This window comes from Arthrobacter glacialis (assembly GCF_002909445.1).
Classification (GTDB): Bacteria; Actinomycetota; Actinomycetes; order Actinomycetales; family Micrococcaceae; genus Specibacter; species Specibacter glacialis.
The window spans coordinates 14946-27860 of record NZ_PPXC01000014.1; the positions used below are offsets into that span (position 1 = coordinate 14946).

Annotated in this window: 12 protein-coding genes; 8 read left to right on the plus strand and 4 right to left on the minus strand. The window is 63.7% G+C overall.

Features of this window, described 5'->3' with window-relative positions:
• Positions 1-55 precede the first annotated feature (55 nt).
• Positions 56-1111: a LacI family DNA-binding transcriptional regulator gene (locus CVS27_RS15755; protein ID WP_103466805.1), complete on the minus strand. Its 1056-nt coding sequence runs from the start codon at positions 1109-1111 to the stop codon at positions 56-58.
• Between the two features lie 261 nt (positions 1112-1372).
• Between CVS27_RS15755 and CVS27_RS15760 the strand changes: the two genes are divergently transcribed.
• Genes CVS27_RS15760 through CVS27_RS15770 form a run of 3 tightly spaced genes read left to right on the plus strand, consistent with a single transcriptional unit; the run spans position 1373 to position 4637 of the window.
• Entirely contained in the window at positions 1373-2506 is a 1134-nt protein-coding gene (locus CVS27_RS15760) for a Gfo/Idh/MocA family protein (RefSeq protein ID WP_103466892.1), read from the plus strand.
• Between the two features lie 2 nt (positions 2507-2508).
• The gene (locus CVS27_RS15765; protein ID WP_103466806.1) at positions 2509-3732 is read left to right on the plus strand and encodes a dihydrodipicolinate synthase family protein; all 1224 of its coding nucleotides are present in this window, start codon (positions 2509-2511) and stop codon (positions 3730-3732) included.
• Positions 3729-4637, plus strand: coding sequence for a sugar phosphate isomerase/epimerase family protein (locus tag CVS27_RS15770; protein ID WP_103466807.1), 909 nt, complete (start codon positions 3729-3731; stop codon positions 4635-4637). The genes CVS27_RS15765 and CVS27_RS15770 overlap by 4 nt, the downstream gene beginning before the upstream one ends.
• Before the next feature lie 165 nt (positions 4638-4802).
• Here the strand turns inward: CVS27_RS15770 and CVS27_RS15775 are convergent, their stop codons facing one another.
• Positions 4803-5747 (minus strand): PQQ-dependent sugar dehydrogenase, encoded by a 945-nt coding sequence (locus CVS27_RS15775; RefSeq protein WP_243400233.1) that lies wholly within the window; start codon positions 5745-5747, stop codon positions 4803-4805.
• On the opposite strand from CVS27_RS15775, the gene CVS27_RS21320 reads away from it, so the two are divergent.
• Entirely contained in the window at positions 5701-5940 is a 240-nt protein-coding gene (locus CVS27_RS21320) for a hypothetical protein (RefSeq protein WP_243400236.1), read from the plus strand. The two genes, CVS27_RS15775 and CVS27_RS21320, sit on opposite strands and share 47 nt — an antisense overlap.
• Before the next feature lie 144 nt (positions 5941-6084).
• Here the strand turns inward: CVS27_RS21320 and CVS27_RS15780 are convergent, their stop codons facing one another.
• Positions 6085-6720, minus strand: a complete 636-nt coding sequence (locus CVS27_RS15780) for a uracil-DNA glycosylase family protein (RefSeq protein WP_103466809.1) — start codon at positions 6718-6720, stop codon at positions 6085-6087.
• Between the two features lie 308 nt (positions 6721-7028).
• On the opposite strand from CVS27_RS15780, the gene CVS27_RS15785 reads away from it, so the two are divergent.
• The 4 genes from CVS27_RS15785 to CVS27_RS15800 all read left to right on the plus strand — a co-directional run bounded on the left by CVS27_RS15785 (position 7029) and on the right by CVS27_RS15800 (position 11720).
• Positions 7029-8777, plus strand: coding sequence for a long-chain-fatty-acid--CoA ligase (locus tag CVS27_RS15785; protein WP_103466810.1), 1749 nt, complete (start codon positions 7029-7031; stop codon positions 8775-8777).
• Between the two features lie 83 nt (positions 8778-8860).
• Positions 8861-9238 carry a VOC family protein gene (locus CVS27_RS15790; protein ID WP_103466811.1) on the plus strand — a complete coding sequence of 126 codons (378 nt, stop codon included), beginning with the start codon at positions 8861-8863 and terminating at the stop codon, positions 9236-9238.
• Between the two features lie 89 nt (positions 9239-9327).
• Positions 9328-10563, plus strand: a complete 1236-nt coding sequence (locus tag CVS27_RS15795) for a pyridoxal phosphate-dependent aminotransferase (protein ID WP_103466893.1) — start codon at positions 9328-9330, stop codon at positions 10561-10563.
• A gap of 98 nt (positions 10564-10661) precedes the next feature.
• Positions 10662-11720 (plus strand): LLM class flavin-dependent oxidoreductase, encoded by a 1059-nt coding sequence (locus CVS27_RS15800; RefSeq protein ID WP_103466812.1) that lies wholly within the window; start codon positions 10662-10664, stop codon positions 11718-11720.
• A gap of 124 nt (positions 11721-11844) precedes the next feature.
• Here CVS27_RS15800 and CVS27_RS15805 read toward each other — a convergent pair whose 3' ends face one another.
• Complete coding sequence (locus CVS27_RS15805; RefSeq protein WP_103466813.1) at positions 11845-12855, minus strand: pirin family protein; 1011 nt, start codon at positions 12853-12855, stop codon at positions 11845-11847.
• Between the last annotated feature and the right edge of the window lie 60 nt (positions 12856-12915).

The window sequence follows — 12915 nt, forward strand, 5'->3', positions numbered from 1 at the left end:
CACCGAGACCAAAATGGACACCAAACTTTCAGTTGCTAGGCGGGCTGGTGCCTGGCTACTGGTGCCCTGCACTTTCCCTCAGGACCACTGTTCCGGTGACGCTGCCGGACTGCTTTGCGGCCGGGTTCAGTGCCATCTCGGCAGCCAGTTTGCCCATGTCCTCCAAGGGCAGACGGTAGGTGGTGAGCGCGGGGGAGTGATCGCGCAGCGTGGGAATATCATCGAATCCAGCGACTTGAATATCTGTCGGAATACTCAGCTCTCGGGAACGCAAGGCTGTCATGGCGCCAAGCGCTATGACGTCGTTGGCGGCCAAGATGCATACGGGGGACTCGGCGTCGTCCTTCAAAACGGACAGCGCCTGGGCCTTGTCGCCGAGGGAATTCAGGTACTCCACGGTGGCGTCGTAGCCGCCCTTGCTGGTGAATGCTCCGTGAACGACGGCGAGAGGCTCAAGGTTCGCCTCGGCCAACCCGTGCAGGAAACCTTCCACACGCACCCTTGCCGTGTTGCGTTCATGCGGGCCCGCCAAGATGACAAAGCGCTTGATGCCCTGCGCCACGAGCGCCGCCACCAAGGCTGTGGCCCCCTCGCGGTTGGCCACCGTCAGGACGCGAGCCTCCGGAATGGCAGATGGCCCCAATGTCACCACCCGCCCGCCATTGTTGATGTACTGCGAGAGTGCCTTGGCCAGCCGGGGATCTTCGTCCAAAAGCCGCGAGGCCGCCAAAATGATGGCATCCGTGCGGTACGAAATGAACGCGTTGACGGCAGCGAGTTCGGCATCGCCGGGGGACCCGTCGCCAACAATATCCGTGCCGGCCAGCAGCACCTGGTGGCGCGTTTGCAACGCGGCCTGCTGCACCCCATGGGCTATGGCGGAAAAATACGGGTCAGCAATGTCGTGGACCACCAGGCCCACCAGCCCTGTGGTGGAACGGGCCAGTGCCTGGGCCTGGGCGTTGGCCACGTACCCCAGTTCCTCGGCGGCAGACTTCACGCGCTCGGCAATGTCGGCAGCGGGTGTCCGGCTGGAGCCGTTGAGTACGCGTGAGGCCGTAGCTAAAGAGACGCCGGCGTGCTGGGCAACTTCTGAGAGTTTAACGGGCACGCTAATGTTCCTTGCGCTCGATGGATAGTGTGGGGCGGATCACGAAGTGCCCTTGACCTGGATGCAATCTTCAGCATATATTGGAAAGCGCTTTCCTAACGACTAACCACGCCGGGTTTCCTGGCCTGCACTTACAACCACTTTCGGGAGAATATCGTGACTATGACAGCCACCGCCGATCAGAGCGCCGCTCAAGCCACCCTTGCTGACACTGTTGCCAGCAAGCCGTCCAACGGAAACCAGCGGGTCATCCGCATCGCGATGAACGGCATCACCGGACGCATGGGCTACCGTCAGCACCTGCTGCGATCCATCCTGCCGCTGCGCGACTCGGGCCTGATCCTGGAAGACGGCACCAAGGTTGCCATTGAACCGATCCTGATTGGCCGCAACGAGGCCAAGGTCCGCGAGCTGGCCGAACTGCACAACGTTGAGCACTGGTCCACGGACCTTGACGCCGTGATCGCGGACCCCACCGTTGACGTCGTCTTTGATGCCTCCATGACCAGCCTGCGCGCTGCCACCTTGAAGAAGGCCATGGCCAACGGCAAGCACATCTTCACCGAGAAGCCCACGGCGGAGACCCTGGAAGAGGCTGTCGAGCTGGCCCGCATCGGGCAGGCAGCCGGTATAACGGCCGGAGTTGTCCATGACAAGCTGTACCTGCCCGGACTGGTCAAGCTGCGCCGCCTGGTGGACGAAGGTTTCTTCGGCCGCATCCTCTCCATCCGCGGCGAATTCGGCTACTGGGTCTTCGAGGGCGACCACCAGGCTGCCCAGCGTCCGTCCTGGAACTACCGCAAGGAAGACGGCGGCGGCATGACCACCGACATGTTCTGCCACTGGAACTACGTCCTTGAAGGCATCATCGGCAAGGTCAAGAGCGTCAACGCCAAGACCGCCACCCACATCCCGGCACGCTGGGACGAGCAGGGCAAGGAATACAAGGCAACGGCCGACGACGCCGCCTACGGCATCTTCGAGCTCGAAACTCCGTCCGGAGATCAGGTCATTGGCCAGATCAACTCCTCCTGGGCCGTGCGTGTTTACCGCGACGAGCTGGTGGAGTTCCAGATCGACGGCACCCACGGCTCCGCCGTCGCCGGTTTGAACAAGTGCGTGGCCCAGCAGCGTGCCCACACCCCCAAGCCCGTCTGGAACCCGGATCTTCCCGTCACCGAATCCTTCCGCGCACAGTGGGCCGAAGTTCCCGCCAATGCGGATCTGGACAACGGCTTTAAGCTGCAGTGGGAAGAATTCCTGCGCGACGCCATCGCCGGCCGCGAACACCGCTTTGGTCTGCTCTCCGCAGCACGCGGCGTGCAGCTTGCCGAGCTGGGCCTGCAGTCCTCGGCCGAGCGCCGCACCCTGGACATCCCCGAAATCGAGCTGTAACCATGACCATTTCACTGACACTTCCACGCCCAGACGGCGCGCTGGAAGCACTCACCTTGAATGAAACCGGACCGTGGCGCAAGCCCACCGGATTGATCAGCTCCCGCAAGGTCTACGCGGCAGCTCACGTCACACCCAAGGTCCTGGGCAACAATGTACCGGGCGCCCCGGCCCAGATTGACTGGGATTCCACCTTGGCCTTCCGCCGCGAGCTGTGGAGCTGGGGCGTTGGCATTGCCGATGCCATGGACACCGCCCAGCGAGGCATGGGCCTGGATTGGGCCGCCACCCAGCAGCTCATCAACCGCAGTGCCGCCGAGGCCGCTCTCATCGCGACGCCCGAACGGACCGTGCGGGACCTGTTGGCCTGCGGTGCCGGCACAGACCAGCTGGACCCGGCCGACGTCGAACCCGGCGAGGCAGGGCTGGCGGCCGTGCTGGCCGCCTACCGCGAGCAGATCGCCGTCGTCGAGGCTTCCGGTGCCAAGGTCATCATCATGGCTTCGCGCGCCCTCGCCAAGGTGGCCGCCGGCCCGTCGGATTACCTCGCCCTCTACGGCACGCTGCTCTCCGAGGTCAAGGAACCCGTCGTCCTCCACTGGTTGGGCACCATGTTTGACCCCGCCCTGGCCGGCTACTGGGGCAGCGAAGACGTTGCCGCCGCGACCGCCACGTTCCAGCTGCTCATTGCGACGCATGCTGCGAAGGTTGACGGCGTGAAGGTTTCCCTGCTCGACGCCGGACACGAAGTTGTGCTGCGCGCGTCCCTTCCCGAGGGCGTGCGTCTCTACACGGGGGATGACTTCAACTACCCCGAGCTCATCGACGGCGACGGCTCACACTATTCCGATGCGCTCCTTGGCATCTTTGCCGCGATTGCTCCGGCCGCGTCCACGGCGTTGCAGGAGTACGACGCCGGCCGCCCCGCCGAGGCCCGCGCCATCCTGGATTCCACCCGGGATTTGGGGCTGCACATCTTCGAGGCGCCCACGTACTACTACAAGACAGGCATTGCTTTCCTGGCGTGGCTCAACGGCTTCCAGCCAGGCTTCCAGATGATCGGCGGCCTGCACGCCGGCCGCGACCTCAACCACCTGGTCAAGCTGTTCCGCCTGGCCAACACGGCCGCCCTCCTGCTTGCGCCGGAGCTTGCCGCGACACGCATGGCCGGATTTCTGAACACCGCAGGTGTCGAGTGTGTTGTGCTGGAAGGGGCCCACGCGTGAGCAACTTCGAGAAGCTGTCCATCAACACAGCAACCATCAAGAAGGCCTCGCTTGCCGAAGCCCTGTCCTTGACGGCAGCCGCGGGTCTGTCCCACATCGGATTGTGGCGCGACAAAGTGGCCGAAGTGGGGTTGGAGCGCGCCGTTGAGATGGTGCGTTCATCCGGTCTGCAAGTATCAAGCTTGTGCCGCGGCGGCTTCCTGACCGCCGCCGACCCGGCCGGCCAGGCCGCTGCACTGGCCGACAACCAGGCCGCCATCTTGGAAGCCAAGGCCCTGGGCACCACCGAGATCATCATGGTGGTGGGCGGACTGCCCGATTTCAGCGTCTCACCGGGTGCCGTTGATGGCGGGGGCTCGGCCGCGGCAGTTGCTGGTGGCAAGGATATTGTGCTGGCCCGCCAGCGCGTTGCCGACCGGCTCGCCGAGCTGGTCCCGTTCGCCCTGAAGCACGGGGTGCGTCTGGTCTTGGAGCCCTTGCATCCCATGTACGCCGCGGATAGGGCTGTCCTCTCAACGTTGGGCCAGGCCCTGGATTTGGCTGCCCCGCACCCAGTGGAGGCCGTGGGCGTGGTGGTGGACACCTTCCACGTCTGGTGGGACCCGTCGCTGCGCGAGCAGATTGCCCGCGCAGGTGCCGAGGGCCGCATCGCCTCCTACCAGGTGTGCGACTTCAACCTGCCCATCGCCGCAGACGCATTGTTGTCCCGCGGTTTCATGGGCGACGGCGTGATCGACTTCGCCTCGATCGGTGCCTGGGTTGCCGAGGCTGGCTACGACGGCGTGGTTGAGGTGGAAATCTTCAACGAGGACATCTGGGCCCAGCCTTACGCGGATGTCATCGACACCGTCAAGGCCCGCTACGCCGAATGGGTGGCCCCGCACCTGGCCCTGACAAGCGTCTAGGTTCACCTCCGGCGGAGGACCGGCGCTTCACGGATTTGGGGGCTGGTGCCCGCACCGCGCCACACACGGCTTCGTCGGTGTGTCCGCGGCGACGCCCACCACGCCTCCAGCCCCCAAATCCGCTGCGCGCCCGCGTTGTCGAAAATGCCGGGTTCGGCGCCGCTCTCAGCCGAGCACGATCGCCACGATTCTGTCGTCGCCATCCCTTGGGCTGCCGCGGCCGTCTGTATTGTTCGTCAGAACAAGCAGGCGGCCGTCTGCGGTTAATGCCACGTCGCGGAGCCTGCCGAGTTCACCCACGAGGGTTTCGTTTGATGCGGGAGTGCCGGCTAGATCAATAACCCACAGGCGTTGTCCGCGCAGCGCAGCCATGTAGAGGGTGGTGCCGTTGATCGCGATTCCGCTGGGGCTGGCCTCGTCCGTGGACCACTGGAGCACCGGATTAACAAAGCGCTTGTCGTCCCCTATTCCTTCCACCAGCGGCCAGCCGTAATTCGCCCCGGCCTTGACCTCATTGAGCTCATCCCACTGGTTTTGGCCAAATTCCGAGGCCCACATCCTGCCCTGGCCATCCCAGGCAATGCCTTGGGGGTTGCGGTGCCCCAAAGACCACACGGGGCTGCCCGGGAACGGGTTGTCGGCGGGGATTCCGCCGTCGGGCGTTAATCGCAGAATCTTTCCCGACAGGGACGTGGGATCCTGGGCAGCGTTTGCGTTCCCGGCGTCGCCGGAGGTGACGTAGAGCATGCCGTCCGGGCCGAACGCGAGCCTGCCACCGTTGTGGTTGCCCGCTTTGGCAATGCCGGCGATGATAGTTTCGGGAGCACCCAGGCTCCTTTCGCCGGCTGCTCCCAGCACGGGCATCCGCACAATCCTGTGGTCACTTTCGGCGGTGAAGTAGGCGTACAGCATCAGGCAGCCCGTGTCCGGTGTTGGGTTTCCGTCACAGCCACCCAGCCGCACAGCCAGACCCAGCAGGCCGCCTTCACCGGAAGCGACCACTCCGGGTATCGTTCCCATGTCTCGCGTGGCCCCTTGTGCCGACACTTCTACAATCTGGCCCGTGTCCCGTTCGCTGACCAAGATTGAACGGTCCGCCAGCAACGCCATGGACCACGGGGCGTCAAGTCCCGTCGCAACGTCGCCGCTTCCGCCTGCCGCAGCTGCTGGGGTACTTGGCCCGGGGGCAGGGGTGATTGATGTGCAGGCGGCCATGGACAACGCTGTCGTGAAACAAGCGGCAGCCAAGACAGTCCGGTTGCTCCTGGGGCGGCTCCGTTCGCCGAGCCGCGCTGCGCAGTGACTCATGCGCCGAGCCTACCGCAGGGGCAAGTTTCAGGGGAGGTCCCCGCCGTCGAGCCTTAAAGCAAACTGACCCGCAGAAAACGCCGGAAAAACGATCAAAATCGTCTTTTTTCGGCGTTTTCTGCGGGTCAGTTGGAAAAAGTTAGCGGCCCTTGACGGGGATTCCGTTGCGGGTCATTGACTCGGCGTAGGCCTTGGCCGATTCCAGCAGCCACTGCTCCTGGCGTTCGGGCGAGCCGGCAAAGCTGCGGCCTGAGAGTGAACGGACCTTGTAAATGCCGAATCCACGCTTGTACAGCATGGGGCCCTGTGCCTTCAGGAGCTGGTCTGCCAGTCGGTGCGCCTCGGTGCCGTGTGCCACCAGTGCTGACGCGCGGGGGACCAGGGTCATGAACTTCACCAGCGGGCGCAGGCCCTGCTCAATCTGCGGTGCCGTGAGGCGGCCGTTGGGCTCGCCCGGCGTGAACCAGGGGTGTACGTTCCACGGCATGACCAGGCTGGGACGCAGGCCAATCTGCCAGTGGATGCCCAGCAAGCGGGTGGCTGCCTGCTCGTCGCCGGCGGTGATGAAACCTGACTCGTCCATCTCGCCAACGTTGGAGAACAAGCTGATGATCTTGCACTCGTCGACATCGTGAACGGGGTCTACATAGGCCACCTGCTGCTCGGGCCGGGCTTCCGCCAGGGTGTCGCAGAGCTCGGTGATGGGTGCAATGTTCTCGTCGTAACGGCGATTCCAAAGCTGGTCACGCAGTGATTCAGTGGCCACGGATGTCATTGAGGCGTTGTTCTCCTTATGAAGAATGAGAGTGTTGGCGGTAGCTGCCCGGCAGGGGGCCATGTCCGACCTCTTAGCTTAGCAATCTTCGCCGGTCCATGGGCCGTCCGGGGGTGTGCTAAGGGAGCGCAGAAACTTTTTATTGTGAGAAACACGACAGCCCAAAAATCCACTGATTTAGCCGATTTTGCCCCTTTTGTTCCTGACGGTCGACGCCGGACCCCTCACGATGGGCGGCTGGCTCCCGGCCGTGGGCCCCCCGCCGTCGGCATTCGACACTCCAGTACCGTTGGCGGCAAAATGGTGGCATGGCGAACATTGAGCAGTCCAGCACCGAGCAGTCCAGCACAGAGCAGTCCAGCAGCGAAGCGCAGAACATCCCCACCCAGCCGTGGGTGAGGAACTACCAGCCGGGCGTCCCGGCAGACATTGAGCTGCCCACGGAGTCCCTGGTGGCCATGTTTGAGCGCTCCGTTGCGGAAGCGGGCGAGCACCCGGCCATGGAGTTCTTTGGCCGCCGGACCAGCTACCGCGAATTGGGGGAGCAGGTGGAGCGGGCGGCTGAGGGTTTGCGCCGGCTGGGCGTCAGGGCGGGGGACAGGGTGGCTCTCATTCTCCCCAACTGCCCACAGCACGTGGTGGCCTTTTATGCCGTCCTGCGTCTGGGGGCCGTGGTGGTGGAACACAACCCGCTGTACACTTCACGCGAGCTCCGGCATCAATTTGAGGACCATCAGGCCCGAGTGGTCATCGCCTGGGACAAAGCTGTGGCAGCCGTTCAAGCATTCCCCGCCGACGTGAGCATTGATCACATTGTGGCCGTGAACCTCTTAAACGCATTCCCGGTCGCCAAGCGTCTGGCCTTGGCGTTGCCGCTGAAAAAGCTCCGGGAAACGCGGGCAGCGCTCAGTGCCCCGGCGCCGGGAGCCATGGCGTGGAAGGATCTGCTGGCCCACGGCAGGATCAGCTCCACCCACCCGCGCCCCGGAGTGCAGGACCTGGCCGTGATCGGCTACACCTCCGGCACCACGGGAAACCCCAAGGGCGCCATGCTCACCCACTACAACCTTTACGCCAACGCCCTTCAAGGCGAGGCATGGATGCACGGCGCGCAGGAGCGCAAGGAAATTCTCTACGCCATTTTGCCCATGTTCCACGCCTTTGGCATGACCCTCTACCTCACGTTTGGCATCCGCAAACAGGGCCTGCTGGTGCTGTTCCCCAAGTTTGATACCGATCTGGTGCTGGCCGCCATGAAGAAGTCACCGGCCACCGTGTACTGTGCGGTGCCGCCCATCTATGAACGCACAGCCTTGGCGGCAAAGGAGAAGGGCGTTTCCTTGCGCTCCTGCAAATACAGCATCTCCGGCGCCATGAATCTGCCCGACCATGTGGTGGAACTGTGGGAATCGGTCTCCGGCGGTTTGCTGGTGGAGGGCTACGGCATGACCGAATCTTCGCCCGTGGCGCTGGGCAATCCCTTCCACCCCACGCGGCGCAACGGCACCATCGGCGTGCCGTTCCCGTCCACCTTGATGCGGGTGTCCGACGTCGACGATCCCGGCGTGGACGTCCCCCAGGGTGAGCGTGGGGAACTGCTCCTGAAGGGCCCGCAGGTTTTCGCGGGCTATTGGAACAATCCTGAGGAAACGGCCAAGGCGCTCACCGAGGACGGTTGGTTGCGCACGGGCGACATCGTCACGGTGGACCCGGACGGTTTCACCACCATCGTGGACAGGATGAAGGAACTGGTCATCACGGGCGGCTTCAACGTTTCCCCCTCCGAGGTGGAGGCCGTTCTTCGCCTGCACGACGACGTGGCCGACGTCGCGGTCTTTGGCAAGCCCTTGGAACGGGGCGGGGAAATGGTGGTTGCCGCCGTCGTGCTTCAGGCAGGCACCAGCCTGGACGAGGCAGCCCTGCGCGCGCACTGCCGTGAGCGCATGGCGGGCTACAAGGTTCCCGTCCGGATTGTGGCCGTTGCTGACATGCCGCGTTCCATGCTGGGCAAGATCTTGCGCAAGCAGGTCAAAGAACAGGTGCTGCCCATACTCTGACCGTAGCCACCTCTGTTGCTCGCGCCACCGCAGGCCTAGGCTGGACAGTGGCGGGGGGCCAACGACGAAGGGAAGCAGCAATCATGTTGGAAAACAGCAAGGCATTTAGTGGATTCTCCGTGGACAGCATTCCAGCGGCCCGTGATTTTTACGGCACCACGCTGGGCCTGGACGTGGCTGAACAGGACGGCATGCTGACCCTGCACCTGCCAGGCGGTGGGACAGTGTTGGTCTACCCCAAGGGTGACAGCCATGAGCCGGCGTCGTTCACGGTTTTGAATTTTCCGGTTCCGGACATTGAAGGTGCGGTGGACGCACTGGCCGCTGCCGGCGTCGAGCTTGAGCATTATGCCGGCACCCCCATGGAGACCGACGCCAAGGGTATCTTCCGCAGCGGCGGCCCGCTCATAGCCTGGTTCAAGGATCCGGCCGGGAACGTGCTCAGCGTCATCCAAGAATAAACAAGCCGACGTCCCCATCGCGGCACCAAACCCGCCAAAATGTGGACCGTACCGCCGTTTGTTGCGTTGAATATGTGAAGATTGAAGGCATGCGCCCCATGCAATTTTCTTCCAAATTAGCCAACGTTCGCTACGAACTCCGCGGACCCATCCTGCACGCTGCCCAGAAGATGGAGGCGGAGGGCCACCGGATCCTGCGCATGAACCTTGGCGACACGGCACCCTTTGGCCTGGAAGCGCCGGAGTCCATTGTGGTGGACATGATCCACCACCTGCGCGGCGCCCAGGGCTACAGCGATTCCAAGGGCATCTTCTCCGCCCGCACGGCCATCTCCCAGTATTACCAAACCAAGGGTTTGATGACTATTGGGGTGGATGACATCTTTGTGGGCAACGGCGTCAGCGAACTCATTTCCATGACCCTGCAGGCGTTCCTGGAGAATGGCGACGAAGTCCTGATTCCCGCACCCGATTACCCTCTGTGGACGGCCTCGGTCACGCTCACCGGCGGCATCCCCGTGCACTACCTCTGTGATGAGGACAACGAATGGTGGCCCGACCTGGCCGACGTCGAAGCCAAGATCACGCCCAAGACGCGCGCCATCGTCATCATCAACCCGAACAACCCCACCGGTGCCGTGTACCCGCGCCACATTCTGGAGGCGTTTGTGGAGCTGGCCCGCAAGCACGACCTGGTGATTTTCTCGGATGAGATCTACGAGAAGATCCTCTATGACGGCCGCACCCACATCCACATGGCCGCCATGTCCAAGGACGTCTGCACGCTTACCTTCAGTGGCCTGTCCAAGGCGTACAGGATGCCCGGCTACCGGGCCGGCTGGGTGGCCTTGTCCGGCCCCCGTGCCGCCATGGCAGGGTTCAAGGAGTCACTGGAACTGCTGGCGTCGCTGCGCTTGTGCGCCAATGTGCCGGCCCAGCACGCCATCCAAACATCCCTGGGCGGCTACCAAAGCATCAACGACCTCACCAAGCCCGGCGGACGGCTGCGCGAGCAGCGCGACCTCGCCTCAAAGCTCCTCAACGCCCTGCCCGGCGTGTCCTGCGTGCCGGCTGCCGGGGCGATGTACCTGTTCGTGAAGTTGGACCCGGCGATGTACCCCATCGAGTCCGATGAAAAGTTCGTGATCGATCTCTTGGAGGACCAGAAGATTCTCGTCAGCCATGGCACAGCCTTCCACTGGCCCACTCCGGACCACTTCCGCTTCGTGATTTTGCCCTCCGTGGGCGACATTGAGGAGGCCGTGCGGCGCATCTCCTCCTTCCTGGCCGTCTACCGCAGCAAATCCGAGCAGCTCACACACTAGCCTCCCGGGAATAGAATCCACCGGCCCTCGGTTTTGAAAGTAGATGCAAACGCATATTCATTGCCGGGGCGCTGGATGCCCCGCGTATTTCGACAGAAATGGACGGTATTCCCGTGGCAAACGGCACTATTGAACTGGGCCTGGACACTTTCGGTGACATCACGGTTGATGAGCACGGCGCACCCAAGCATGCAGCGCACGTGATTCGCGACGTCGTCGAGCAGGCCGTGCTGGCCGACAAGCTGGGCCTGGACTACTTTGGCGTAGGCGAGCACCACCGGGACGACTTTGCTGTCTCCGCCCCGGACATGGTGCTGGCCGCCATCGCCGGCAAGACTGAGCGGATTCGCCTGGGCTCGGCCGTGACGGTTCTCAGCTCGGACGATCCGATCCGTGTGTTCCAGCGCTTTTCCACGCTCGACGCCGTATCCAACGGCCGCGCGGAGGTCATCTTGGGCCGTGGTTCCTTCACGGAATCGTTCCCGCTCTTTGGCTTCGACCTGGCCAACTATGAGGAACTCTTTGAAGAGAAGCTTGAACTGTTCAATGAACTGCGCCAGCAGGGTCCCGTGAACTGGAGCGGCAACACCCGCCCGGCCCTCACTGAACAGATGGTGTACCCGCACACCGAGTCGGGAACCTTGAAGTCCTGGGTTGCCGTGGGTGGCAGCCCGCAATCGGTGGTCCGGGCAGCCCACTACGGCATGCCCCTGATGCTGGCCATCATTGGCGGTGAACCGCAGCAGTTTACACCGTTCGCGGAGCTCTACCACCGGGCACTGAAGGAATTTGGCCAGCCGGAGCAGCCCATCGGCGTGCATTCTCCGGGCCACATCGCCGACACCGACCAGCAGGCCAAGGACGAACTGTGGCCGCACTACGAAGGCATGCACAACCGCATTGGCCGTGACCGCGGCTGGCCGCCCATCACCCGCGCGGAGTTTGAGGCCACCGCCGGTCCGCGCGGCGCCCTGATGGTGGGCTCGCCGGAAACGGTGGCCACCAAGATCACCACCGTGGCCAAGTCGCTGGGCCTGTCGCGCTTTGATATGAAATACAGCCACGGCACCCTGCCGCACCAGGCCATGATGAAGAGCATTGAACTCTATGCCACGAAGGTGGCCCCCATGGTGCGTGAGAACCTCCGCCAGGGCTAAACCCGCCGCGGACTTATCGACTCCTGCTGCCGTGAGTGTGCAGATAACGCCCTCAAGATGCGTTTTGAGGGCGTTATCTACGCACTGACCGGCTGGTCAGTCGCGCCAAGGGGCGGTCCCTGCCCTAGCGTGGATTGCTGCGGGGCCGGAGCCGGACGGCAGGCAGCACCGGCGCGGGCAGGGGAGCGTCCGTGGGGTGGGCCGGAAGGCCAAAGCGGGGTTCGGCGTCGCCCGCGTCAGTGCCCGTGCCATCCTGGCCACCCGTTTCGGCGCCGATTTCGCCCTGCCACGCGCGCCTGAACGCGAGAATCTCCTCGTGTGTGCGGCCCACAAAATTCCACCACATCACAATGGACTCACCCAACGGCGTCCCGCCAATGAGCAGCAGGCGCACCGGATCTGACCCCGCCACCAGGGTCAGCGTCGCATGCCCCGGACCCACATAGCCCAGCTCGGCGTAGGACAAGGGCGTTCCAGAAACGCGCACGGCCCCCTGATCCACCAGAATGCCGTGCTCAAAGTCTTCCCGCACCGCCAGTGTGAGGGTGGCACCGGCGTCGAGCAGGATTTCTGCGCCCAACAGCGGCGTGAAGGTCACAACGGGGGAGGCTTGCCCAGCCAACTCGCCCAGGAAGACCCGCAGCTCGGCCCCGGGCAGTGCCAATGCCTCGGGGGCGTAGTGTTCAAAACCGGGATCCGTGAAACGGGCATGCTCGGGCAATGCCACCCACAGTTGTGCTCCGTGCAGGAGGGTGGTGGCCGGTGTGGAGTATTCGGAGTGGCTGATGCCCCGCCCGGCCGTCATCAGATTCAGCTCACCGGGCCTGACCATGGCGTGATATCCAGCACTATCGGCGTGCTCAATTTCGCCGGTGAACAGCCAGCTGACTGTCTGCAATCCGGTGTGCGGATGAGGCGGCACGGCCATGCCCCCCGTGGCGGCGACATTGTCCGGGCCGTAGTGATCCAGGAAGCACCAGGCGCCGATGAGGGAACGCTCCCGCTGGGGCAGTGTCCGCCTCACTGGCATGGCGCGGGGGCCACCCAGGGGTACTTCACGGGGTTTTAGAACCTCCATGGTGCCGGGAATGCTGGGGCAGGTCAGTTCCGGCGGTGCCGCTTCCAAGTTGCTCATGGGACTCCTTCATACTGCAGCGACTAGTGAGCAAGCGGGCACTCAATGCCACAAGCCTAG

What these genes read in the sequence shown, in the direction of transcription:
- CVS27_RS15760 (WP_103466892.1), top strand. Translation starts at nt 1,373, where the DNA reads ATGAACGGCATCACCGGACGCATGGGCTACCGTCAGCACCTGCTGCGA.
- CVS27_RS15765 (WP_103466806.1), top strand. Translation starts at nt 2,509, where the DNA reads ATGACCATTTCACTGACACTTCCACGCCCAGACGGCGCGCTGGAAGCA.
- CVS27_RS15775 (WP_243400233.1), bottom strand. Translation starts at nt 5,747, where the DNA reads ATGGCGTTGCTGGCGGACCGTTCAATCTTGGTCAGCGAACGGGACACG.
- CVS27_RS15780 (WP_103466809.1), bottom strand. Translation starts at nt 6,720, where the DNA reads ATGACATCCGTGGCCACTGAATCACTGCGTGACCAGCTTTGGAATCGC.
- CVS27_RS15785 (WP_103466810.1), top strand. Translation starts at nt 7,029, where the DNA reads ATGGCGAACATTGAGCAGTCCAGCACCGAGCAGTCCAGCACAGAGCAG.
- CVS27_RS15790 (WP_103466811.1), top strand. Translation starts at nt 8,861, where the DNA reads ATGTTGGAAAACAGCAAGGCATTTAGTGGATTCTCCGTGGACAGCATT.
- CVS27_RS15795 (WP_103466893.1), top strand. Translation starts at nt 9,328, where the DNA reads ATGCGCCCCATGCAATTTTCTTCCAAATTAGCCAACGTTCGCTACGAA.
- CVS27_RS15800 (WP_103466812.1), top strand. Translation starts at nt 10,662, where the DNA reads ATGGACGGTATTCCCGTGGCAAACGGCACTATTGAACTGGGCCTGGAC.
- CVS27_RS15805 (WP_103466813.1), bottom strand. Translation starts at nt 12,855, where the DNA reads ATGAGCAACTTGGAAGCGGCACCGCCGGAACTGACCTGCCCCAGCATT.